The 21,479-nt window shown below is 66.2% G+C and carries 30 protein-coding genes; 19 read left to right on the top strand and 11 right to left on the bottom strand.

Features of this window, described 5'->3' with window-relative positions; genetic code table 11:
- Positions 1-90 precede the first annotated feature (90 nt).
- On the top strand, positions 91-885 hold the full coding sequence (locus AC4D6D_RS15005) for a sugar phosphate isomerase/epimerase family protein (RefSeq protein ID WP_491325912.1): 795 nt from the start codon (positions 91-93) through the stop codon (positions 883-885).
- 18 nt (positions 886-903) lie between these two features.
- On the opposite strand, the gene AC4D6D_RS15000 is transcribed toward AC4D6D_RS15005, so the two are convergent.
- From AC4D6D_RS15000 to AC4D6D_RS14965, 8 genes are all read right to left on the bottom strand, one after another.
- A complete protein-coding gene (locus tag AC4D6D_RS15000; RefSeq protein WP_491325911.1) occupies positions 904-2,487 on the bottom strand; it encodes a GMC family oxidoreductase in 1,584 nt (527 codons plus the stop codon).
- A gap of 335 nt (positions 2,488-2,822) precedes the next feature.
- On the bottom strand, positions 2,823-3,056 hold the full coding sequence (locus tag AC4D6D_RS14995; RefSeq protein ID WP_147219525.1) for a hypothetical protein: 234 nt from the start codon (positions 3,054-3,056) through the stop codon (positions 2,823-2,825).
- Between the two features lie 108 nt (positions 3,057-3,164).
- A complete protein-coding gene (locus AC4D6D_RS14990; protein WP_147219526.1) occupies positions 3,165-3,371 on the bottom strand; it encodes a hypothetical protein in 207 nt (68 codons plus the stop codon).
- Between the two features lie 164 nt (positions 3,372-3,535).
- Positions 3,536-4,372, bottom strand: a complete 837-nt coding sequence (gene dapD, locus AC4D6D_RS14985) for a 2,3,4,5-tetrahydropyridine-2,6-dicarboxylate N-succinyltransferase (protein ID WP_491325910.1) — start codon at positions 4,370-4,372, stop codon at positions 3,536-3,538.
- Between the two features lie 224 nt (positions 4,373-4,596).
- Complete coding sequence (locus tag AC4D6D_RS14980) at positions 4,597-5,340, bottom strand: hypothetical protein (protein ID WP_147219528.1); 744 nt, start codon at positions 5,338-5,340, stop codon at positions 4,597-4,599.
- Between the two features lie 243 nt (positions 5,341-5,583).
- Entirely contained in the window at positions 5,584-6,237 is a 654-nt protein-coding gene (gene gmk, locus AC4D6D_RS14975; protein ID WP_147219529.1) for a guanylate kinase, read from the bottom strand.
- 61 nt (positions 6,238-6,298) lie between these two features.
- A complete protein-coding gene (locus AC4D6D_RS14970; protein ID WP_491325909.1) occupies positions 6,299-6,790 on the bottom strand; it encodes a hypothetical protein in 492 nt (163 codons plus the stop codon).
- Between the two features lie 33 nt (positions 6,791-6,823).
- On the bottom strand, positions 6,824-7,324 hold the full coding sequence (locus AC4D6D_RS14965) for an SspB family protein (protein WP_491325908.1): 501 nt from the start codon (positions 7,322-7,324) through the stop codon (positions 6,824-6,826).
- Positions 7,325-7,511: 187 nt separating this feature from the next.
- Between AC4D6D_RS14965 and hisB the strand changes: the two genes are divergently transcribed.
- From hisB to AC4D6D_RS14885, 16 genes are all read left to right on the top strand, one after another.
- The gene (hisB, locus tag AC4D6D_RS14960; protein ID WP_147219532.1) at positions 7,512-8,114 is read left to right on the top strand and encodes an imidazoleglycerol-phosphate dehydratase HisB; all 603 of its coding nucleotides are present in this window, start codon (positions 7,512-7,514) and stop codon (positions 8,112-8,114) included.
- Positions 8,114-8,407 carry a YciI family protein gene (locus tag AC4D6D_RS14955; protein ID WP_147219533.1) on the top strand — a complete coding sequence of 98 codons (294 nt, stop codon included), beginning with the start codon at positions 8,114-8,116 and terminating at the stop codon, positions 8,405-8,407. The genes hisB and AC4D6D_RS14955 overlap by 1 nt, the downstream gene beginning before the upstream one ends.
- Positions 8,404-9,027, top strand: a complete 624-nt coding sequence (hisH, locus tag AC4D6D_RS14950) for an imidazole glycerol phosphate synthase subunit HisH (protein WP_491325907.1) — start codon at positions 8,404-8,406, stop codon at positions 9,025-9,027. Before AC4D6D_RS14955 ends, hisH begins: the two co-directional genes overlap by 4 nt.
- 153 nt (positions 9,028-9,180) lie before the next feature.
- The gene (gene hisA / locus AC4D6D_RS14945) at positions 9,181-9,909 is read left to right on the top strand and encodes a 1-(5-phosphoribosyl)-5-[(5-phosphoribosylamino)methylideneamino]imidazole-4-carboxamide isomerase (RefSeq protein ID WP_491325906.1); all 729 of its coding nucleotides are present in this window, start codon (positions 9,181-9,183) and stop codon (positions 9,907-9,909) included.
- Positions 9,906-10,151 (top strand): hypothetical protein, encoded by a 246-nt coding sequence (locus AC4D6D_RS14940; RefSeq protein WP_147219536.1) that lies wholly within the window; start codon positions 9,906-9,908, stop codon positions 10,149-10,151. Before hisA ends, AC4D6D_RS14940 begins: the two co-directional genes overlap by 4 nt.
- Before the next feature lie 4 nt (positions 10,152-10,155).
- Positions 10,156-10,917 carry an imidazole glycerol phosphate synthase subunit HisF gene (gene hisF / locus AC4D6D_RS14935; RefSeq protein WP_491325905.1) on the top strand — a complete coding sequence of 254 codons (762 nt, stop codon included), beginning with the start codon at positions 10,156-10,158 and terminating at the stop codon, positions 10,915-10,917.
- Between the two features lie 129 nt (positions 10,918-11,046).
- The gene (locus AC4D6D_RS14930; protein WP_147219538.1) at positions 11,047-11,217 is read left to right on the top strand and encodes a PEP-CTERM sorting domain-containing protein; all 171 of its coding nucleotides are present in this window, start codon (positions 11,047-11,049) and stop codon (positions 11,215-11,217) included.
- A 47-nt stretch (positions 11,218-11,264) separates the two neighbouring features.
- Entirely contained in the window at positions 11,265-11,591 is a 327-nt protein-coding gene (locus AC4D6D_RS14925; protein WP_491325904.1) for a phosphoribosyl-ATP diphosphatase, read from the top strand.
- 23 nt (positions 11,592-11,614) lie between these two features.
- Positions 11,615-11,992, top strand: a complete 378-nt coding sequence (locus AC4D6D_RS14920; RefSeq protein ID WP_147219540.1) for a histidine triad nucleotide-binding protein — start codon at positions 11,615-11,617, stop codon at positions 11,990-11,992.
- A gap of 319 nt (positions 11,993-12,311) precedes the next feature.
- A complete protein-coding gene (locus tag AC4D6D_RS14915; RefSeq protein ID WP_334184391.1) occupies positions 12,312-12,776 on the top strand; it encodes a YbgC/FadM family acyl-CoA thioesterase in 465 nt (154 codons plus the stop codon).
- A complete protein-coding gene (gene tolQ, locus AC4D6D_RS14910) occupies positions 12,773-13,483 on the top strand; it encodes a protein TolQ (RefSeq protein ID WP_147219542.1) in 711 nt (236 codons plus the stop codon). Before AC4D6D_RS14915 ends, tolQ begins: the two co-directional genes overlap by 4 nt.
- Positions 13,483-13,941, top strand: a complete 459-nt coding sequence (locus tag AC4D6D_RS14905; protein WP_491325903.1) for an ExbD/TolR family protein — start codon at positions 13,483-13,485, stop codon at positions 13,939-13,941. The genes tolQ and AC4D6D_RS14905 overlap by 1 nt, the downstream gene beginning before the upstream one ends.
- Before the next feature lie 14 nt (positions 13,942-13,955).
- Entirely contained in the window at positions 13,956-14,909 is a 954-nt protein-coding gene (locus AC4D6D_RS14900) for a UCP034077 family protein (protein WP_491325902.1), read from the top strand.
- Positions 14,906-16,312, top strand: coding sequence for a Tol-Pal system beta propeller repeat protein TolB (gene tolB, locus AC4D6D_RS14895; protein WP_147219545.1), 1,407 nt, complete (start codon positions 14,906-14,908; stop codon positions 16,310-16,312). The genes AC4D6D_RS14900 and tolB overlap by 4 nt, the downstream gene beginning before the upstream one ends.
- Positions 16,313-16,485: 173 nt before the next feature.
- Positions 16,486-16,974: a peptidoglycan-associated lipoprotein Pal gene (gene pal, locus AC4D6D_RS14890; RefSeq protein ID WP_491327257.1), complete on the top strand. Its 489-nt coding sequence runs from the start codon at positions 16,486-16,488 to the stop codon at positions 16,972-16,974.
- 108 nt (positions 16,975-17,082) lie between these two features.
- Entirely contained in the window at positions 17,083-17,616 is a 534-nt protein-coding gene (locus tag AC4D6D_RS14885) for a J domain-containing protein (RefSeq protein ID WP_491325901.1), read from the top strand.
- A 95-nt stretch (positions 17,617-17,711) separates the two neighbouring features.
- Here AC4D6D_RS14885 and infC read toward each other — a convergent pair whose 3' ends face one another.
- Complete coding sequence (gene infC, locus AC4D6D_RS14880) at positions 17,712-18,233, bottom strand: translation initiation factor IF-3 (protein ID WP_147219547.1); 522 nt, start codon at positions 18,231-18,233, stop codon at positions 17,712-17,714.
- 163 nt (positions 18,234-18,396) lie between these two features.
- Positions 18,397-19,101, bottom strand: a complete 705-nt coding sequence (pdeM, locus tag AC4D6D_RS14875) for a ligase-associated DNA damage response endonuclease PdeM (protein ID WP_491325900.1) — start codon at positions 19,099-19,101, stop codon at positions 18,397-18,399.
- Positions 19,102-19,160: 59 nt separating this feature from the next.
- Here pdeM and hemF point away from each other — a divergent pair, with 59 nt between their 5' ends.
- Both hemF and AC4D6D_RS14865 read left to right on the top strand, forming a co-directional pair.
- The gene (hemF, locus tag AC4D6D_RS14870; RefSeq protein ID WP_491325899.1) at positions 19,161-20,027 is read left to right on the top strand and encodes an oxygen-dependent coproporphyrinogen oxidase; all 867 of its coding nucleotides are present in this window, start codon (positions 19,161-19,163) and stop codon (positions 20,025-20,027) included.
- Positions 20,028-20,163: 136 nt separating this feature from the next.
- Entirely contained in the window at positions 20,164-20,949 is a 786-nt protein-coding gene (locus tag AC4D6D_RS14865; RefSeq protein WP_491325898.1) for an SDR family NAD(P)-dependent oxidoreductase, read from the top strand.
- A 16-nt stretch (positions 20,950-20,965) separates the two neighbouring features.
- Here AC4D6D_RS14865 and AC4D6D_RS14860 read toward each other — a convergent pair whose 3' ends face one another.
- Positions 20,966-21,460 (bottom strand): hypothetical protein, encoded by a 495-nt coding sequence (locus AC4D6D_RS14860; protein WP_491325897.1) that lies wholly within the window; start codon positions 21,458-21,460, stop codon positions 20,966-20,968.
- Positions 21,461-21,479 lie beyond the last annotated feature (19 nt).

Below are 21,479 nucleotides of genomic sequence, written 5' to 3'. Positions count from 1 at the left end.
GGCTTTCCTGCGATCGAGGCTTCGCGGCGCGGGAAATGACGGCTATTCAGGATGTCTTCACATCCCTCCACGGTTCACGAGGTTATCATCATGCCCCATCCCCTTGGCATCGACATGCGCACGGTCGCCGGCATGGGTCCGGTCGAGCATGTCCGCCTTGCCGCGCAGATGGAATGCAAGGCGGTGTCGCTGGGGCTGGAGCAACCGGCCGGGCAACCCGAGGGCTATGCGCCGTGGTCGCTGCGCGAGGACGTGGCGCTTCGCCGCGAGGTCAGGGCGGCGCTGACGGACGCAGGCCTGCGCATCGGCCTCGGCGAGGGGATCAACGGTTCGACAACGCTGACGCCGGAAGACCATGCGGCAGACATGGACGTGTTCGCCGAACTCGGCACCCGCCGCATCGGCGCGCGCGACAATGGCCTCGAACGCGGGCAGGCCTTCGACTACATGGCGCGCCTTGCCGAAATGGCCCGCGCGCGGGACATGGACTTCGCCTTCGAATTCTCGCCGATCATGACCGTCCGCAATCTTGCCGAGGCGCTGGCGCTGGTCGCCCACATCGGCGGGGACCGGGTGAGCGTGACGGTGGACGCGCTGCATTTCTTCCGCTCCGGCGGCGCCGCGCGGGAACTGGCCGAACTCGATGCCGCGCTGATCGGCCACGTCCGGCTTTGCGATGCCATGCTCAAGGGGGATGGCGAGCCGGGCGGTGGGCGGCTGATTCCGGGTGAAGGCGACCTGCCGCTACGCGAATTCGTCGATGCGCTGCCGCGCGGCAAGACGCTCGGGCTGGACATGGCCCTGCCGCAGGCCGCGCTCGGCGTGGAGGCGGCGCGCGACTACCTCGTGGAAGTGGTGGCCCGCACGCGGGCGCTTCTGGCGTAAACAATTCGAGGCCGCCCGCTAACGGGCATCGGCCAGCATCATTTCCGCCCCTTTTTCCGCAATCATCATCGTCGGTGCATTGGTGTTGCCCGAGGTGATCGTCGGCATGACCGATGCGTCGATGATGCGCAGGCCGTCCATCCCCATGACCCGCAGCCGGGCATCGACCACGCGGCCCATCGCTGCGGTGCCGACCGGGTGGAAGATGGTCGTGCCGATCAGGCCCGCCGCCCGGCGCAAGTCTTCGTCGCTGGCGAATTCGGGGCCGGGGCGCAGTTCCTGCGGGGCGTAGCGGGCCAGGGCCGGGCGGGCGACGATCTCCCGCGTCAGCCGGATCGACTGCGCCGCGACGAACCGGTCCTCCTCGGTCGAGAGGTAGTTGGGCCGGATGCTCGGTGCGGCGGCGGGATCGGCGCCGGTGACATGGGTGCTGCCCCGGCTTTCCGGCCGCAAGTTGCAGACGCTGGCAGTGAAGGCCGGGAACGGGTCCAGCGCGCCGCCGAAGGCTTCGAGGCTGAGCGGCTGGACGTGGTACTCCAGGTTCGCAGTGGCATGGCGTGGATGGCTGCGGGTGAACATGCCGAGCTGGCTGGGCGCCATGGCCATCGGCCCGCTGCGGCTGAGGGCATATTCCAGACCAATCCGCGCCTTGCCGAAGAGACTGGCCGCGCGCCCGTTGAGCGTGGAAACCCCGGTGACGCGCCACGCGCAGCGCAGTTGCAGATGGTCCTGAAGGTTCTCGCCAACTTGGGGAAGGTCCAGCACCGGCGTGATGCCATGACCAGAAAGCCGGGCCGCCGCGCCCACGCCACTGCGTTCGAGGATCGCGGGCGAGCCGATGGCACCTGCCGAAAGCACGACTTCGCCGCAGGCGTGGGCGGTCCTCTCCTCGCCGCCGACCGTGTAGATCACCGCTGCGGCGCGGCCCTGTTCGAACAGCACGCGGTCGACTGCGGCGCCGGTCACGACCTTGAGGTTGGCGCGGCTGCGTACGGGTTTCAGGAAAGCGTCGGAAGCGCTCCAGCGCCAGCCCCGGCGCTGCGTGACCTGGAAGAAGCCGGAGCCTTCGTTGTCCCCCCGGTTGAAATCGGAAACCTCGGGAATGCCCTGCTGGGTGCAGGCGGAGCGGAAGGCTTCGAGGATGTCCCAACGCAGACGTTGTTTCTCCACCCGGATTTCGCCGCCGCTGCCGTGGAAGGGGCTGGCGCCTTCATAATGGTCCTCGGCGCGGGTGAAGTAGGGCAGGACGTCGTCCCAGCCCCAGCCGGGATTGCCTGCCTGTCGCCAATGGTCGTAGTCGGCCGCCTGCCCGCGCATGTAGATCATGCCGTTGATCGAGGAACTGCCGCCCAGCACTTTCCCGCGCGGATAGCGCAGGTTGCGCCCGTTCAGACCGGCTTCCGCCTCGGTGGAAAGGCACCAGTCGGTGCGCGGGTTGCCGATGCAGTAGAGATAGCCCACCGGCACCCGGATCCAGATGTAATCGTCCTTGCCGCCCGCCTCCAGCAGGAGCACGCGGCGGCGCGGGTCCGCGCTCAGCCGATTCGCCAGCACGCAGCCGGCGCTGCCGCCGCCCACGACGATGTAGTCGAACTCTCCCATGGCCAAGGGCTAGGACGCCGCCTTTGGACGATCAAGCTCTCCCCTTCGCGTCTTGACTATGCTCGCGCGAAACCCGCTCCGGCGATGGTGGACTGAAAGGTTCGCCCGACAGGGCGTTAAATTTCTGCAACGCCCTGTCCTCGCTGCGGGACATGGCGAATACACGCGCCACCGAACGCAGGATCGGACCAGTAGAGAACGGCGCCTGACCGTCGTTCACACGGGAGCCGTCGGTGCAGGGGCCGGTCGTACGTCGGGGGGCGAACGGCAGGTCCATGGCGGGAGCGCGGCCTTGGCCATGCTCGGGACACGCCTCCATCGGCGGCTCGCTTTTTCTAAAGCTTGTGCGTGGGTTCGGCTGGCGCCTGCTGCTGCGCGGCGCCGGGAGCGAGTTGATCCGGGTCGGGGCGGCTCCAGATGCCGATGGAAAGCCAGAGAATCGCGATTGCCACCGCAAAGACGCCGAAGATGGCGGCCAGAATATGCGGAAGAATTTTCAGCGTGGCGTTGCCATGGGGAATGCGCGCGGCGTGACGGCCGTGCGAGGGCGTGATTACCTCATCCTGCATCCGCTTCTCCTGTCCTGAGAACTCTGCATCGCCCGGAAGCGCGCAGTTCCTTGTTTTCCGGGGACAGGATCAGTCGAGTCGGCCGCTCTGGCAAGCGAATTCGACCGTTCAACCGCCCAGCGCGTGTTCCTCGGCCGTGACCGGATGCCCCTGAGGCGGCGGCTGGTCCCACCAGGCACGCGAAATCCAGATCGCGGACATGGCCAGAATCGCGAGTAACAGGCTGGCGATCAAGACATAGCGCACGATATGGGGCGTGCTGCCCGAGCGGGCTTCGTCCTCGTCCAGATGAACTTCGTCACCGATGCGTTGCATCTCGGCTCTCCCATGGCCCGCAGCTTTGGGAGCGGCTTTCCGCGGCCGCCGTACATTTAGGGCCGACTACGAAAACGCCCGGCAGGCTGTTCGGTTCCCGAAACGCGAAAGGGGCCGGATGGCGTGCCATCCGACCCCTTCCGGAAGCAGTGTCGAAGTCGCGATCAGTCGCGCAGCAGTTCGTTGATGCCGGTCTTCGAGCGGGTCTGCGCGTCGACGGTCTTGACGATCACCGCGCAGTAAAGCGACGGGCCGGGGGTGCCGTCCGGGAGGGGCTTGCCGGGCAGCGAGCCGGGGACGACCACCGAGTAGGGCGGAACCTTGCCGATGTGGACTTCGCCGGTCGCACGGTCGACGATCTTGGTCGAGGCGCCGAGGTAGACGCCCATCGACAGCACCGCGCCTTCGCCGACGACGACTCCTTCGGCCACTTCCGAACGGGCGCCGATGAAGCAGTTGTCCTCGATGATGACCGGGCCGGCCTGGAGCGGTTCAAGCACGCCGCCGATGCCGACGCCGCCCGAGATGTGGACGTTCTTGCCGATCTGCGCGCAGGAGCCGACGGTCGCCCAGGTGTCGACCATGGTGCCTTCGCCGACGTAGGCGCCGATGTTCACGAAGCTCGGCATCAGCACGACGCCCTTCGAGATGTAAGTGCCGCGGCGGGCGACGGCGCCCGGAACCACGCGGAAACCGGCCTTGCGGAAGTCTTCGTCGGCCCAGCCGTCGAACTTCACCGGCACCTTGTCGAAGGCGGGCGCGCCACCGGCGCCGTGCGCGACGGGGGCGTTGTCGTTGAGGCGGAACGAAAGCAGCACGGCCTTCTTCAGCCACTGGTTGACCTTCCAGCCACCGTTACCGTCCGGCTCGGCGACGCGGGCGGCGCCCGATTCGATGAGGCCGAGCGCTTCGTCGACGAGCTTGCGCACGTCTTCGCTGGCGGGGGTGACGGTGTCGCGCGCATCCCAGGCGGCTTCGATCGCGGTTTCGAGTTCGGACATGTTCGCGTCTCCAGAAAGTCGGCCAAAAGGCAGGTTCGCAGGCGCGCCTAAAGGGTGCGGGGGGCGAGGACAAGAAAGAAGGACTCGGGCGGCCATAAGCTGAGGCAAAGGGCGCCGATGTCGATCCCATCGATCTTGCGCTCGGCTTAGGAAGCGGGTCCTCGCCTCGACGGAGGAAACGGGTGGGGCGGGCGGAGGAGAGGACCCGCCGCCGATGCCCGACCTCAACGCGCAGGTGTGAGTTTGGCCGAATCGATATGCCAGCGCAGCTGCGCAGCACTGGCACCGTCCACATCGTTCACGCGGCGAACCACGTAAGTGCCGCGAAAGCGCTGGTGGGTGCCGTCGTCGAGCGTGGCGTCAATCGTAACCGGAACGGGCTGGTAGATCGAGCCGGCCCCGGCATCTCCCGGCTCCAGCTTGCCGATCGCGACATGGGTGGAACGGGTATGGGCGAAACCGGCCTGGAATTTCTCCAGAGTCTGGTTCGGCGGGCCGTTGTCGCCCCATTGCTGCCAGGCCGTGCCATAATCGCGCGCGTTGAGTGCGGAATAGTAGCGCTCGACGACTGCGGCGGCCGCTTCCTTGCTTCTGGGATCGACGGCGCATTCGGGCATCGGGTCGCCTTTGGAATCGAACAGCGCGCAGCTGCGAGCGATCTCGTCCTCGATCATTGCGCAGGAATTGGCGACGTTGCAGGGCGGATGCGTGGCCGGGGAGACATTGCGGCACAAGTCCGCACGTTTCTGCGCGGCGGTGGCGCCGATCTCCTCCGCGCAGGACAGCGGCTCGGCAGGCGGCAGGCTTTGCGACGGGGGGGCTGCCGTGGCGGCGGGCTGTTCTGTATCCGTCGCGCTGGCCTGAGGGCTTGCGGTCGCTTCCTCGCGGGAAGCCGAACCGCAGGCCGAAAGGGCGAAGAGGCAAGCCCATGGCAGGGCCTGCACCAGCGGGTTTCGTCGCAGAGTCATGATCTTCTCCCGTGCCGAGCGTTTCCGGTTATCTACGCGTGAACCCGGCGCAGGTGCCCGCCGAGGCAGGAAAAAGTCGGGTCAGGATTGTTTGGAAAATGCCCTTCCAGGGCATTTTCGAGGCGGCACCAGCCCACGCCCCCACCCGACCTCCCATCGGCAGTATACTTGAGTGGGAGGTCGGGTGGGCGCGTGGGCTGGTGCCGCCAAAATCCGCCTATGGCGGATTTTTCAAACCAGCGCTCAGGGAACCATCAGTTCGCGAACGAAGCCGATCAGCCCGGTCTGGCGGGCGCGGCGCATGCGTTCGGCGTAGAGGATCTGCTGCACCTTGTCGAAGCACGCGGCGATGTCGTCGTTGACCACCACGTAGTCGTAGCCGTCCCAGTGGCTGATCTCGGAGCGGGCACGCTCCATGCGGGCGGCGATCACGTCCATGCTGTCGGTGCCGCGTCCGGTCAGGCGGCGGCGCAGTTCGTCGATGCTCGGCGGCAGCAGGAACACGCGCACGACGTCGCGCTCCAGCTTCTGGTAGAGCTGCTGGGTGCCCTGCCAGTCGATGTCGAACAGGTAGTCCTGCCCGTCCTTCAGACCGGCCTTCACCTGGGCCTTGGGCGTGGCGTAGGAATGGCCGAACACCGTTGCCCATTCGAGGAATTCGCCCTCGTCCGCCATGCGATCGAATTCGGCCTGGCTGACAAAGTGATAGTCCTTGCCGTCCACTTCGCCGGGACGCGGCGCGCGGGTCGTGCAGGAGACCGAGTTGCGAATGTGCGGATCGTGTTCGAGCAACATGCGCGCGATCGTCGTCTTTCCCGCGCCCGAGGGCGAGGACAGAATGAGCATCAGCCCGCGGCGGGCGAGCGTATCGGCAGGATTTTCCGGAGAGTTGACCATGTGCCCCGATGCCGAGGCCCGGCCGGTAAATCAAGAGGGCAAATCCGGGGAGTAAACGCGCCTATCTGTCGATCTTCGGCACGAGGTCGGTTTCGCCCTCACCGTCCTCGGCCATGGCCCGGATCTGCTTTTCGCCGCGCAGCTTCTCCTTGCGGGCGCGGCTGCGTTCGTAGAGCGTCTTGGCGGCGAGGCCGCCGATGACCAGCGCGGCGCCGGGACCGGAACCAAGCGCGACGCGGGCGATGGCGGTATGGAGCATCGCCTGGCTGAACGAGCGCCCGCGCAGGATCTGCGCCGCCGTTTCCGGGGTATAGCGCTTGCCCAGCAGCGCATGTTCCATCGCGCGCCGGGCCAGGAAGGTGCCGCCGCGCAGGGCGATGTCGGCAATGGCGAGGTTGGTGGCGGTGTTCGGGCTGGGGCCGCTGAGCGTGCTGGCCTTGTCCAGCGCCTTCCCGGCGGTGTTCCGAACCGCCGTTCCGGCCTTGCTCACGCCCCTGCCGACGCTGTTGCCGACGCTCTGGCCGACTTTTCTAGGAACGGAAACGACGCCCATGAAGCTTGCCTTCTCGGGCCTCGCCAGCCCGTCTTACTTCTTCTTGCCGAAATCGACCGACACGACGTTCGAGCCGTCTTCGCTGGGAGTAATGCGCGAGGCCACATCGCGTTCCGAATCGTTCTCCGGGGCGGCGATATCGTCTTCGTCCTCGTCATCCTCCACGGCCTGGAACTGAAGGCCGAAGTCCACTGCCGGATCAACGAAGGCGGTGATCGCCGAGAAGGGAATCACCAGCTTGGAGGGCATCTGGTTGAAGCTGAGGCTGACGGTGAAGCCGTCCTCACGCACCGCAAGGTCCCAGAACTTGTTCTGGAGAACGATCGTCATCTCGTCCGGGAAGCGGGCGCGCAGTTCGGGGGGAACCGTCACGCCGGGCGCGCCGGTCTTGAAGGTGATGTAGAAGTGGTGGGCGCCGGGCAGGACGCCGCCCGCGTCCTCGACCTGGCCGAGCACGCGGCCGACAACGGCGCGCAGGGCCTCCTGGACGATTTCGTCGTAGGGGATCAGGCTGTCTGGTGTCGTATCGTTCATCGCGCCTTACGTGCTCATCGTTCCATTTCCGGTCAAGCGGGTTAAAGTGGAAAATAACACGTTCCGGCCGGTTTTCCCTAGGTCGTTTATGATGCGTGCGACCGAAGATTACCCCAAGAACGCTTTTCGCGCACACTTGGTGCCGGGCGGAATTGATTCCCGTGCGTAGGGGGCTATAGGCGCTGCCATGCGTACAGCCTCGATCATCCGCAAGACTCACGAGACCGACATCGCCGTGGAGGTGAATCTCGACGGCACGGGAGCCTATCAGGTCTCCACCGGGATCGGCTTCCTCGACCATATGATCGAGCAGTTCAGCCGCCATTCGCTGATCGACATTACCTGCCGGATCAAGGGCGACCTCCACGTCGACCAGCACCACACGACCGAGGACAGCGCCATCGCCATCGGCCAGGCGATCAGCCAGGCGCTGGGCGACCGCGCGGGGATCGGCCGCTACGGCGACGTTCATTCGCCGATGGACGAGGCGCTCAGCCGCGTGTCCCTCGACATCTCGGGCCGTCCCTGGCTCGTCTGGAAGGCCGGCTTCACCCAGGACAAGCTGGGCGAATTCGACACCGAGATGGTCGAACACTGGTTCCACTCGATCGCGCAGGCGGTGGGCATCACCCTGCATATCGAGCTTCTCTACGGCACCAACAATCACCATATCTGCGAAGGCATCTTCAAGGGCTTCGCCCGTGCCATGCGCACTGCGGTGGAACTCGACCCGCGCAAGGGCGGGGCGATCCCTTCGACCAAGGGCATTCTCGGACAGGAGTCGTTGTAATGGCCAGCTTCATTCTCTCGCTTCGTTACACCGCTCCCATCGAGGAAGTGGACGGCCTGCTCGCCGATCATGTTGCCTGGCTCCGGGCGAACCATGCCGAAGGCCGCTTTCTGGGCTGGGGCCGCAAGGTCCCGCGCGAGGGTGGGCTCATTCTGGCGCTCGGCGAGAACCGCAACGAGGTGGAAATCCTCGCGGCCAGCGATCCTTTCGTGGCGGGCGGTGTCGCTGAAGTCGAAGTGATCGAGTGGGCGCACGGTTTCCTTGACGACAGCATTTCCGGTCTAGCCGGATGACGCTCGCGCTGATCGACTACGGCGCGGGCAACCTCTATTCGGTCGCCAATGCGCTGCGGGCGGCCGGGGCCGCAGACGTGACGATCACTGCCAATCCGGACGTAGTCCGGGCAGCGGACCGCATCGTCCTGCCGGGCGTCGGCTCGTTCCGGGCCTGCGCCGAAGGGCTCTGGGGCATTCGCGGCATGGTCGAGGCCATGACCGAGCGTGTCCATGTCGGCGGTGCGCCGTTCCTCGGCATCTGCGTGGGCATGCAGCTGCTCGCCACGCGCGGGCTGGAACATGGCGTGACCAAGGGTCTCGACTGGATCGGCGGGCAGGTGCAGATCATCGAGCGCACCGATCCGGCCATCAAGATCCCGCACATGGGCTGGAACGACGTCTCGCTCGGCCGCAAGGACCCGGCGCAGGGCCTGATCGAACCGGGCGAAGCCTATTTCCTGCACTCGTACCACTTCCAGCCCGACGAAGGCGCGCATGTGGCGGCGATGACCGACCACGGCGGCGGCCTCGTCGCGGCCGTGGCCAAGGACAATGTCGTGGGCGTGCAGTTCCACCCCGAAAAGAGCCAGGCCTACGGTCTCGCGCTGCTTTCCCGTTTCCTCGAATGGAAGCCGTGAGTAAACTGGCAGGCAAGTCCCCGCCAAGCCGCGCGGGGCTTCGACAAGCTCAGCCTGAGCGGGTTGATATCTTGCGTTAACAATACAAAGCCCGCTCAGGCTGAGCTTGTCGAAGCCCATGCGCAGCCCTCAGGACCTCAGGAACGCCAAGTCATGATCGTATTTCCCGCCATCGACCTCAAGCAGGGTCAGGTCGTGCGTCTCGCCGAAGGCGATATGGACCGCGCCACCGTCTATGGCGACAATCCCGCCGCGCAGGCCATGCGTTTCGCCGAAGCGGGTTCGCAGTATCTCCATGTCGTCGATCTCGACGGCTCCTTCGCGGGCCGCGCCGAGAACAGGGAAGCCGTGGAGGCCATCCTTGAGGTGTTCCCCGGCCACGTCCAGCTCGGCGGCGGCATTCGCACGCCCGAGGCGGTGGCGGGCTGGTTCGACCTTGGCGTGTCGCGCGTGGTCATGGGCACGGCGGCGCTGAAGGACCCGCAGTTCGTCAAGGACATGGCGAAGGAATACCCCGGCGGCATCGTTGTCGCGGTGGATGCACGTGACGGCATGGTCGCGACCGAGGGCTGGGCGGAAGTCTCCGACGTCTCGATCGTCGACATGGCCCGCCGCTTCGAAGATGCAGGCGTGGCCTCGCTGCTCTTCACCGACATCGGCCGCGACGGCCTGCTCAAGGGCGTGAACATCGATGCCACCGTCGATCTTGCGCGCCGCACCGACCTGCCGGTGATCGCCTCGGGCGGCGTCAAGGGCCTCGACGACATTCGCCTGCTGGCGCTTCATGCCAATGACGGCATCGAGGGCGTCATCACCGGCCGCGCGCTCTACGATGGCCGCCTCGACCTTGCCGCCGCGATCCAGATGGCGGAGAAGGCGTGAACGAGAACCGCCTCGTCGCGGTCCTGGCGCTGGCCATTTTCGTGCCGGGCGTGCTCTTCGCCTTGCGCGATTTTCGCAAGGGCCGGGCGCGGCTGATGCTGTTCAGCCGCGCGCGTTCGAAAGTGGAGGCCACGCTCGCAGAGAACCCGCGCAAGTTCTGGGGCTACACGGCGTTCAATCTTGTCGTCAGCCTGACGGTCGGGGTGTTCTGCGTGCTGCTGTTCTTCAAGCCGGTGGAGTGACACAATGACCGTGCGTATCCGCGTCATCCCCTGCCTCGACGTTGCCAACGGGCGCGTGGTCAAGGGCGTGAACTTCGTCGATCTCGTCGATGCCGGCGATCCCGTCGAGCAGGCGCGCGCCTATGACGCCGCCGGGGCCGACGAACTCTGCTTCCTCGACATTTCCGCCAGCCACGAAGGGCGCGGCACCCTGCTCGACGTGGTGCAGCGCACTGCCGAAGTCTGCTTCATGCCGCTGACCGTCGGCGGCGGCGTGCGCGCGGTCGAGGATGCCCGCGCGCTGCTGCTGGCTGGCGCCGACAAGGTGGCGGTCAATTCCGCCGCCGTCTCGCGCCCGGAAGTGGTGGCGGACATCGCCGAGAAATTCGGCTCGCAGTGCATCGTCGCCTCGGTCGACGCGCGCAAGGTGGCGCCGGGCAAGTGGGAAATCTTCACCCACGGCGGCCGCAAGGCGACCGGGATCGATGCGCTGGAGCACGCGGTGAAGCTGGCCGATTATGGCGCGGGCGAACTGCTGGTCACCTCGATGGACGGGGACGGCACCCAGAACGGCTACGACCTCGAACTCACGCGGCTGATCGCCGAGAGCGTCTCCGTGCCGGTGATCGCCAGCGGCGGGGTGGGCAATCTCGACCATCTCGTGGCCGGCGTGACCGAGGGCAAGGCCAGCGCGGTGCTGGCCGCCTCGATCTTCCATTTCGGCAAGCACTCGATTGCAGAGGCCCATGCGGCGCTGCGCGCGGCGGGGCTTCCGGCACGGGGCTAAGTGGCCGTTTCGGGAGGGCAAACTTTCACCCTCCCGACCGCCCCGGATCGGGACGGGCGCCGATCATCGCTTGCCGTTTTCGTGCAACCTGCCATGGGTCGCGCAGCAGTCCCCCCGCAGGAGCCCCCCGTGCATCGCTATCGCTCCCTGCCCGCCGTCATGGCGGCATTTCTCGCCCCGATGCCCGCTTTCGCGGCGGAAGCCACGCGCCTGCCGGAGCCGAGCGGGCTGTTCCTGCTCGCGATGGGCGTGGCCGGCGTGGTGATAGGGCGCCGTTTTTCGCGCAAGCGCTCGGACTGACGGGCCTTTTGCTTGACCGGCCCGCGCTTGCACCGCATGGGCATGGCATGAGCAGCCCCGACACTCTCGCCCGCCTCGAAGCCACGATCGCCGCGCGCCGCGCCGCCGATCCCGACACCAGCTACGTCGCGAAGCTCCATGCCAAAGGTCTGGGCAAGATCGCGCAGAAGCTGGGCGAAGAAGCCACCGAAACCGTGATCGCCGCCCTGACCGAGGACGACAAGGCGCTGGTGGGCGAGGCTTCGGACCTGATCTTCCATCTCATGGTCCTGCTCGGCGCGCGCGAGGTGCCGTTCGCGGCGGTGCTGGCCGAACTCGACCGCCGCGAAGGCGTTTCGGGCATTGCCGAGAAGGCTGCCCGTCCCCAGGCCTGATTACCATTCTCCGGGAGAAGCCGATGCCGATCGACCCCAAGCTGCCCTATGACGACAACAACGTCTTCGCGAAAATCCTGCGCGGCGAACTGCCGTGCAGCAAGGTCTACGAGGACGACTTCGCGCTGGCCTTCAACGACATCCGCCCGCAGGCGCCGGTCCATGTGCTGGTGATCCCCAAGGCGGCCTATGTTTCGTGGGACGACTTCACCGCCAAGGCGGACGATGTGGAAATCGCCGGTTTCATGCGCGCGGTGGGCCATGTGACGCGTCAGCTCGAAATGGACGGGCCGGGCTATCGCCTGATGGTCAACATGGGCACCAACGGCCATCAGGAAGTGCCGCATCTGCACGTCCACATCTTCGGCGGGCGCCAGTTCTTCCAGATGATCGCGGAATAGGGCGAGATAAACTTCCGAACCCAACTCCCGCCGATCGCCCCCCGCTCATCCTGAGCCTGTCGAAGGATGGGAGGCATAGCACCGCGCTGTGTCTCGGGGGCTTCGACAAGCTCAGCCTGAGCGGGAGGAGTTCGGTTTCTTAACGGAACAGATGGATTTCTGCGCGGACTTGGGCGAACGGCTTGCAGCTATCACAAGCCCCAAATTCCAACAAATACGACAATTACGACGCAATTAACCGTCCGTTCGCCCGCGCGCGCGGGATAAGTGCGACGAGTGGATTGCACTGCGCCCGCCTCGCGCTACACAACCGGGCAGCATGAGCAGCGACCCACTTCCCCCCAGCGGCGTCCTCGACGGCCCGCTTCATCGCTATGCGCTTCGGGTGTTCTACGAGGACACCGACGCGGGCGGGGTGGTCTATCATGCCAATTACATCCGCTGGTTTGAACGCGCCCGTTCCGACCTGCTCGACCTTCTCGGTATCGACCAGCGCGCGGCGCTGGAATCCGGGGAAGGGCTCTACACCGTCGCGGAAGTGAACATCCGCTACCTCTCGCCCGCGCGCCTCGGCGATGCGGTCGTGATCGATACTCATGCGTTGCAGGTCGGGCGGGTCAGCTGCACCCTCCGGCAAGTGGCGCGGCGCGGAGAAATCCGCCTTGCCGAAGCCACGGTAAAGGTGGGGTTCATCAGTCCTGAAGGACGACCGCGCAAACAGCCCGCCGCCTGGCAACATGCTTTCGCCTCGCTCATGCAAGAGCATCCGAGAGGACCAGAATGACTTTTGAACTGCTCGCCTCTGCCGTCACCATCGGCAGCGATTCCGACCACCTCAACCCGGTAAAGCTGTTCCTCCACGCCGATATCGTCGTGCAGTCGATCATGGCGGGGCTGATCCTGGCGAGCGTCTGGGTCTGGGCCATCATCATCAGCTTCATGCTGCGCATCGGCAGCCTCAACCGCAAGTGCGCGGACTATGAGGAAGGCTTCTGGGAAGCCCAGAACTTCGAGGCCTACCAGAAGGAACGCCGCCGCGGCGACGTGCCGATGGGCAAGGTCGCGGGCGCCGGTCTCGCCGAATGGCGCCGCAATGCCGCCATGCCCAAGTTCGACCCTGACGGCGCGCGCGAGCGCATCGCCCTGGCCATGACCTCCTCGGTCGGCGAGGAGAGCGACCGCATCTCCAACCGCCTGAACTTCCTGGCGACCGTGGGTTCGGTGGCACCGTTCGTGGGCCTGTTCGGCACTGTCTGGGGCATCATGAACAGCTTCTTCCAGATCGGCCAGCAGCAGAACTCCTCGCTGGCGGTGGTCGCACCCGGCATTTCGGAAGCGCTGTTCGCCACGGCCATCGGCCTTTTCGCGGCGATTCCGGCGGTCATCGCCTACAACCGCTTCTCGCACCGCGTGAACCTGTTCGAATCGCGCCTCCAGCGCTTTGCCGACCGCCTGCACTCAGCGCTCACGCGTGAGCTGGAGCAGCGCTGATGGGCATGGGCGTTTCCGGCGGCGGCAGGCGAGGTAGCCGGCGCAGCGGCGGGGGACGTACCCCCATGGCCGAGATCAACGTGACGCCGCTGGTCGACGTCATGCTGGTGCTGCTGATCATCTTCATGGTCACCGCGCCGCTGCTCAAGGCGGCGGTGCCGATCGAGCTGCCCGACAGCCGCGCCAAGGCGATGAACGAGGAGCAGGACCAGGTCACGATCACGGTCCAGCGCGACGGCACGATCTACTACGAGACCGAAGCGCTCGCCCCCGGCGAACTGGCCGAGCGCCTCGCTTCCGTTCCGGAGGGTGCCGATGGCCGCAAGCCGCAAGTCACGCTGCGCGCCGACAAGGCGCTCGACTACGGCCGGGTGATCGACGTGATGGGCGAGCTGAACCATGCCGGTTTCACCTCGATCTCGCTGGTGACGGGTGTCAGCAGCGGTTCAGGCGGCTGAGTTAGGCTGGCACGATGGCAATGCTGGGATTGCGCAAGGACGAGGGGCTGGGGCTCACGCTGGCGGTCGCGCTGCACGTTGCGGTGCTGGCGATCATGGTGCTGCGCCCCGACCGGAGCGAGGTCGTGAAGCCGCCGCAGCGCATCGAGGTGACGCTGAGCGATCAGGTCGGCATGACCTCGACTTCGCCCGACCCCTTCAGTCAGGCCGCCCCCGATATCGCGCCTGAAATCGGCGAGGCCGCACCGCCTCCGGCCCCGGCGCCCGAGCCGGAACCACAACCTGCGCCGCAGCCGGTGCCCGTGCCGCCGCCTCCGGCACCTGCGCCGCAGCCGCGCCCGCAGCCTCCCAAGCCGCAACCGAAGCCGGTTCCGGCCCCCAGGCCTGCGCCGCCGAAACCGGCCCCGCCCAAGCCTGCACCTCCGAAGCCCGCGCCGCCCAAGCCCGCGCCGCAGAAGACTCCGGCGAAGCCCGCGCCCAGCCGTGACAGCAGCGCGATCGACAAGATCGTCGGCAAGTCTGGCTCGGCATCGAGCAAGGCGACCACCCCGCCAAAGAAGGCGGGCGGCAGCCGCGTCGGCGCCGACTTTCTCTCGGGCGTTTCGGGCGCGACGTCGACCCAGGGCAAGGGCGCTCCCGCCGCAGCGCTCGGCCCGGCGGCGGTTTCCGCGCTCAACGGCGCGATCAGCCGCCAGCTCAAGCCGCACTGGGCCGCGCCACAGGGAGCCGACGCGGAACTTCTGGTGACCACGGTGCGCTTCCGCCTGAACAAGGACGGCAGCCTCGACGGGGAACCGCAGGTGCTGCGCACGACCGGCCAGACCGCGACCAACTCGGCCCAGGTCAAGCGCCACCAGGAACAGGCGATCCGCGCCGTGAAGCTTGCCGCTCCGTTCAATCTGCCGGAAGACCTCTACAACGGCTGGAAGGTCATCACGACCAACTTCGACAGAAGGCTATCGCAATGAAAAAGATCATCCACATCGCTGCTTTCGGCCTGTTGCTTTCCGGTTCCGTGGCGGCCTTCGCGCAGAGTGCGCCGCCGGTTCCCGCTCCGCAGCCGGTCCCGACCGGCCAGCAGGCGCCTGCCGACGAAGACGGCGGACTTCAGGTCACCGTTTCGGACGACAGCGACTGGCAGGACCTCGGCATCGCCATCACCACGTTCGCGACCGACGCCGACGTGCCGACCGGCACCAATGCCGGTTCCACCGCCGCGCTCGGCCGCGCGCTGTCGCAAGTGGTCGCCGCCGACCTCAAGAACAACGGCCTGTTCAAGCCCTCGGGTCCGGACGGACTGCCGCAGCCTGCCTATGCGCAGATCCAGTCGCCGGACTTCCCGACCTGGTCGGCGCGCGCCGCGAACATGCTGGTGCAGGGCTATGTGCGTGCGGGCGCGGGCGGCCAGATCACGGTCGGCTGCTATCTCTACGACGTCGCGCTCAAGCAGCAGCTGGTGAAGGGCGGCTGGCAAGTTCCGCCGTCCGACTGGCGCCGCGCCGCGCACAAGTGCGCCGACATGGTCTATTCGCGCCTCTCGGGCGAAAGCCCGTTCTTCGATTCCAAGATCGCCTATATCGCCGAGACCGGTCCCAAGGACCACCGCATGAAGCGGCTGGCGATCATGGATTCGGACGGCGCCAACCACCGCTACCTGACCAGCGGCCAGTCGACCGCGCTGACCCCGCGCTATTCGCCGGACTATTCGAAGATCCTCTATCTGTCCTATCTCAACGGCCAGCCGAGCATCTACGTCTACGATCTTGCCAGCAACACGCAGAAGCTGATCGCCCGCACCGGCAACCCGACGATGGCGCCGCGCTGGTCGCCGGACGGCAAGTGGGTGCTCTATTCGATGGCCTCGGGCGGCAATACCGACATCTACCGCATCTCCTCGGCCGGTGGCGGCACCCCGCAGCGCCTGACCAACACGCCGGGCATCTCGATCGGTGGGTCCTACTCGCCAGACGGCAGCCAGATCGTGTTCGAAAGCGACCGCTCGGGCAACCAGCAGATCTACGTGATGAACGCGGACGGCTCCAACCAGCACCGCATCAGCTTCTTCGGTGGCCGCTCGGCAACCCCGGAATGGAGCCCGCGCGGCGACCAGATCGCCTTCACCCACGTGGCGGGCAACTTGCGCATCGCGGTGATGAACCCCAGCGGCGGCGGCCTGCGTCATCTGACGGATTCGTGGCAGGACGAGGCGCCCACCTGGTCGCCGAACGGCCGCATCATCCAGTTCTTCCGCACCGCCAAGGGTGCGGGTACGGCTTCGATCTGGCAGGTCGACCTGACCGGCCGCAACGAGCGCCGCCTGCCGACCCCGGTAGGCGCCTCGGACCCGGCCTGGGGCCCCGTGCGCCCCTGACGCTTTCCTGAACCGGGCTCCCTCCGCGAAGGGAGGGGCTCGTTCAGGTTGACAGCTTCGAAAATTACACGAAACTTCAACAATCGCAGGCCATTCATAATTGGCTGCGCACCTTAGGAGATTGCCTCATGCCTGCCCTCATGTACCGCCGTCATGTGAAGACCGGATCGACAATGCTCCTCATCGCCGGGGCGCTTGCCATGTCGGCGTGCGCGTCGAAGGCGCCGAAGGAACTGCCGCCCGAGCCGGGCCCGGCAACCACCACCCAGACCACCCCGCCGCCGAGCGGCCCGCAGCCGGGTAGCCAGGCCGACTTCGTCGCGCGCATGATGGGTTCGGACACCATCTACTTCCAGCTGAACGAAGACACCGTGGACGCCACCGACCAGGCCGCGCTGTCGAAGCAGGCCCAGTGGCTGCAGCAGTACCCCAGCAAGCGCGCCACGATCGAAGGCCATGCCGACGAACGCGGCACCCGCGAATACAACCTCGCGCTGGGCGAGCGCCGCGCCAATGCGGCCAAGAACTACCTTGTCAGCCTGGGCATCGATCCCTCGCGCCTGAACACCGTGAGCTACGGCAAGGAACGCCCGATCGCGCTCGGTTCGGACGAGGCTTCGTGGGCGCAGAACCGCCGCGCGGTGACCGTCACGATCGACTGATTTCGCTGCTGCGAATGTTATGAAGGCCCGGTTCGCGCATGCGAGCCGGGCCTTTTTGCATGGATCGGTGCTTGCATTGGCTTCGAAAGGGCAGGTATCGCCCGTCGGATGAGTCGCGCAGGTCGATCGATGGACTGGGGTTTCCCGCGCTGGCGCAGCTACGGCAGCTCGCGCGAGGCGGCACAAGTGCGCTTGTGCGATCGGCACGGCTGCACCGAGCCGGGCAATTGCCCCGCGCCCAAGAGCCCGAACAGCCCGGATCGCTGGTATTTCTGCCAGAAGCATGCCGCCGAATACAATGCGGGCTGGGACTATTTCGCGGGCCTCGATGCCGAGGAAGCCGCCCGGCGCGAGGCCGAGGAGCGGACCGAGAGTTCGGGCTACAAGGAATCGGCGCACTACGGCTGGACCGGCTCGGGCGACGGCAGCCGCAGCCGCGATGAGCTGCGCGCACTGGAAGCACTCGGCCTCGATCCCGACGCCAGCTTCGACGCCGTCCGCAAGGCCTGGCGCACCAGGGCCAAGGAAGTGCACCCGGACGTGAAGCCGAACGACCCGGAAGCGGCGAAGGCGTTCCAGACCTATCAGCTCGCTTACGAAGTCCTGCGCGCGGCGGAAGAACGCCGCGAGTGGAGGGGCTGACGGCACTTCCAGCCTTACGATATCGCTGACCTCGAAAAACAAAGGGCGCGCCTTGCGGCACGCCCTTCGTGTTGGTCAGGTGCTGAATCCGGCGCTTACTTCGGCGACAGGACCATCAGCATCTGGCGGCCTTCCATGCGCGGATAGGCTTCGATCTTGGCGATGTCGGCCACGTCTTCCTGCACGCGGCGGAGCAGGTTCATGCCCAGCTGCTGGTGCGAAAGCTCACGACCGCGGAAGCGCAGCGTCACCTTCACCTTGTCACCGTCGCCGATGAAACGAACCACGTTACGCATCTTGGTGTCGTAGTCGTGGTCGTCGATGTTCGGACGCATCTTGATCTCCTTGATCTCCTGCGTCTTCTGGGTCTTGCGCGCGGCATTGGCCTTTTTCTGGGCCTCATACCGGTACTTGCCCACATCGAGGAACTTGCACACCGGCGGATCCGCGTTCGGCGAGACTTCGACCAGGTCGAGACCGACTTCGGCCGCCTGCTCGATGGCCTGACGCGTGTACATGACGCCGATATTCTCGCCGTCCTGATCGATCACGCGGACCTTGTCCGACTGGATCATGTTATTGTAGCGCGGTCCGCTCTTGACCGGTGGCGTCATCATACGCCGTGGTGGGGGTGCTATAAGCGTTCTCCTGAATCGTTGCTGTCGCTAGGCGAGTGGGGGCGTCATTAATGCGAATCGCGTCCGCACGCAAAGCACGATTTCGCGTAAATTCTACAGGGCGCCCCGACCATATGAAATGGCCGTGACTGTATATAGGCGATCAGGCCGCGGATCGCCAGAGGGGGTAGCGCAGCAACTGGTCCTTCGCGGCCAACAGGGCGTCGATCTGGCTGGCCGGTTGCAGCGCCTTGAGGATCGCCGGATCGGCTGCGTCCATGCCCCCGGTAAGCGCGCCGAAAGCGGGCAGGATCAGGCGATTGCCGCTGTGCACCACGCAGGGCCGGGCGATCCGGCGGCCCCGCGCATGAACGATCAGACGGGGATGGAAATGGCCGGAAAGCTCGGGTTCCGTGGTGCCGGGCTGGGCCTCGTGACGCAGCGCGATGCCGTCCACCACGATCTCTTCGACCCGCGTGCCGCCGGCCTCGCTGCTGAGATGCGGGTCGTGGTTGCCGGTGATCCACACCCAGTCGAGCGCGCGGGTGAGGGCGCCGAGCATTCCGGCGGCATGGGGTTCGAGCCGCTCGGTGCCCTTGCTGTCGTGGAAGTTGTCGCCCAGCGCGTAGACCCGCCGCGCGCCGGTCTGCCGCACTGCGAGGGCGAGGCGTTCCAGCGTCTCGCGGCTGTCGTAGGGCGGCAGCATCTGCCCGCCGCGCGCATAGAAGCTCGCTTTTTCGAGGTGGAGGTCCGCCACCAGCAGCGCCTGCTCGCGCGGCCAGTAGAGTGCCGCGCCCCTTCCGCTCGGCGCGCCTTCCGGGGCCGGCACGAGCTGCAATTCCTGTGCGCAGAACGAAAAGGGAACCATGGCTTTCCCTTGCCGCAGGGCGTGCGATTTGGCAAGCGCCCGGCGGAAGAGGAAACGCAATGACCGACTGGACTGCCCAAACTGCCCTTGCTCGCGACTGGTTCGAGACGCTGCGGAATCGCATCTGCGCCGAATTCGAGGCGATCGAACGCGAGGCGGGGTCTTCGGCGGCCTTCGAATATACACCGTGGACGCGCGCGGCGGTTGAGGGCGGTGCGGAAGGCGAGACCGGCGGCGGCACGCGCGGGTTGATGAAGGGGCAGGTCTTCGAAAAGGTCGGCGTCAACGTGTCCACCGTGGTCGGTTCGCTGTCGAAGGACTTCGCCGGCACGATCAATGGCGCCTCGGCCGAGCAGAACGCGTTCTCGGCCACCGGGATCAGCCTCGTCGCGCATATGGCCAACCCGCATGTGCCCGCCGTGCACATGAATACCCGTTTCCTTACCACGACCAAGGCTTGGTTCGGCGGCGGCGCCGACCTCAATCCGCCGATCCCCTATGACGAGGACACGGCCGCGTTCCATGCCGAACTCAAGGCCGCCTGCGATGCCCACGGTGCAGACTATTACGAGCGCTACAAGGCCTGGGCGGACGACTATTTCTATATTCCCCACCGCAAGGTCCATCGCGGTGTCGGCGGTATCTTCTACGACCACCTCGAATGCGCCGACGAAGCGGCCTGGGAGGCGAACTTCGCCTATACTCAGGCGGTGGGCGAGGCTTTCCTGGCGGTGTTCCCTCGCCTCGTGCGCAAGCGGATGGGCATGGAATTCACCTCCGGGGACAAGGCCCGGCAGCTGGAATGGCGCGGCCGCTATGCGGAGTTCAACCTCGTTTACGATCGCGGCACGCTGTTCGGCCTCAAGACCGGCGGCAATATCGATGCTATCCTGATGAGCCTGCCGCCCGAGGCGACCTGGTCCTGATCGTGTGTTGAAAAGGGAAATCGCCTTCGTACTTGTGCGCCTGAGACAAAGCTGAAAAGCTTGGGAACCGCCTAATCCCTGCGGAGTTCCGCGCCTATCTTGCGCTTCGATTGCAAGATTAGGAAGGAATTCTCCCATGGATCTCAAGCTCGCCGGCAAGACTGCGCTCGTGACCGGATCGACCGCAGGCATCGGCCTGGCCATTGCCGCGAAGCTCGCGGACGAGGGCGCCGAAGTCGTCGTGACCGGCCGCAACCAGGCCAAGCTCGATGCCGCCGCGCAGACGGTCGGGCAGCTCGGCAAAGTGCGCGCGGTGCTGGCCGATCCCGTCACCGAGGAAGGCGCGAAGGCGCTGATCGAGGCGGTTCCGCAAGTCGATATTCTCGTCAACAACCTCGGCATCTACGAGGCGCGGCCCTTCGTCGAGATCACCGATGCGGAATGGCGCAATTTCTTCGAGGTCAATGTGCTCAGCGGCGTCCGCCTCTCGCGCCATTACTTCCCCGGCATGCTGGAGCGCGACTGGGGCCGGGTGATCTTCATCTCCAGCGAAAGCGGCCTGATGACGCCGGGTGAGATGGTCCACTATGGCATGACCAAGACTGCGCAGCTCGCGGTTGCGCGCGGCATGGCCGACGCCACGCGCGGCACGCAGGTCACGGTGAACTCGGTGCTGCCGGGGCCGACACGCTCGGAAGGCATCGTCGAGTTCATCCGCTCGGTGGTCGAGAACAAGGATGCCTCGGAAGCCGAGCGCGAAACCGAGTTCTTCAGCAAGTTGCGCCCGCTCTCGCTGATCCGCCGCCTGATCGAGGCCGACGAAGTCGCCGCGATGGTCGCCTTCCTCGCCAGCCCGCTCGCGGCGGTGACGAATGGCGCGGCAATCCGCGCAGAGGGTGGGATCCTGCCGACGATCGGCTGACGGGAGGGCGCCGGCTTTACGCCGGCGCGCCTTCGCTTCCCGCGAAGACCGGCTCGGGGACTGGGGTATCGAGCAGCCTGAGGAAGCGGTCGTTGCGTTTGCGATTGGCGGCACCGAGCGCTTCTATGTCGAGAGTGCCGAACAGTTCCACGCCGAAGGTCCGCTCTTCCACCCAGCGGACCTGAGCGAGATATTCCCCATTCTCGGGCAGGCGGATGCAAACGATCTCGTCCGCGACCGGCAGGCCGCGCTGTGATGCAGCGCGGGAGGCAAGGCACATCCCATGCTCCGAGATGTTGCGCACGATGATGTCCTGCTGTGGACATGCCGTTCCTGACGCTTCAGCCGGTGCGCGCAGCAAGGTTGCACTGATGAGCGTGCGCCTCCGTGGGGCACGAGGCTGGAGTCCGCGGTCGGGGCGCAGGGCCGGGTCCACGAGCTGCGAATCGGTCATTCCGAGGAGCGCGGCATAGATTGCCATTTTTCTGCCGATATCGCCGTCGATGCCCATTCATGCCTCCCTTTGCGGT

This window comes from Novosphingobium sp. BF6, from assembly GCF_058273105.1.
This window is presented reverse-complemented; position numbering and strand designations above follow the sequence as displayed.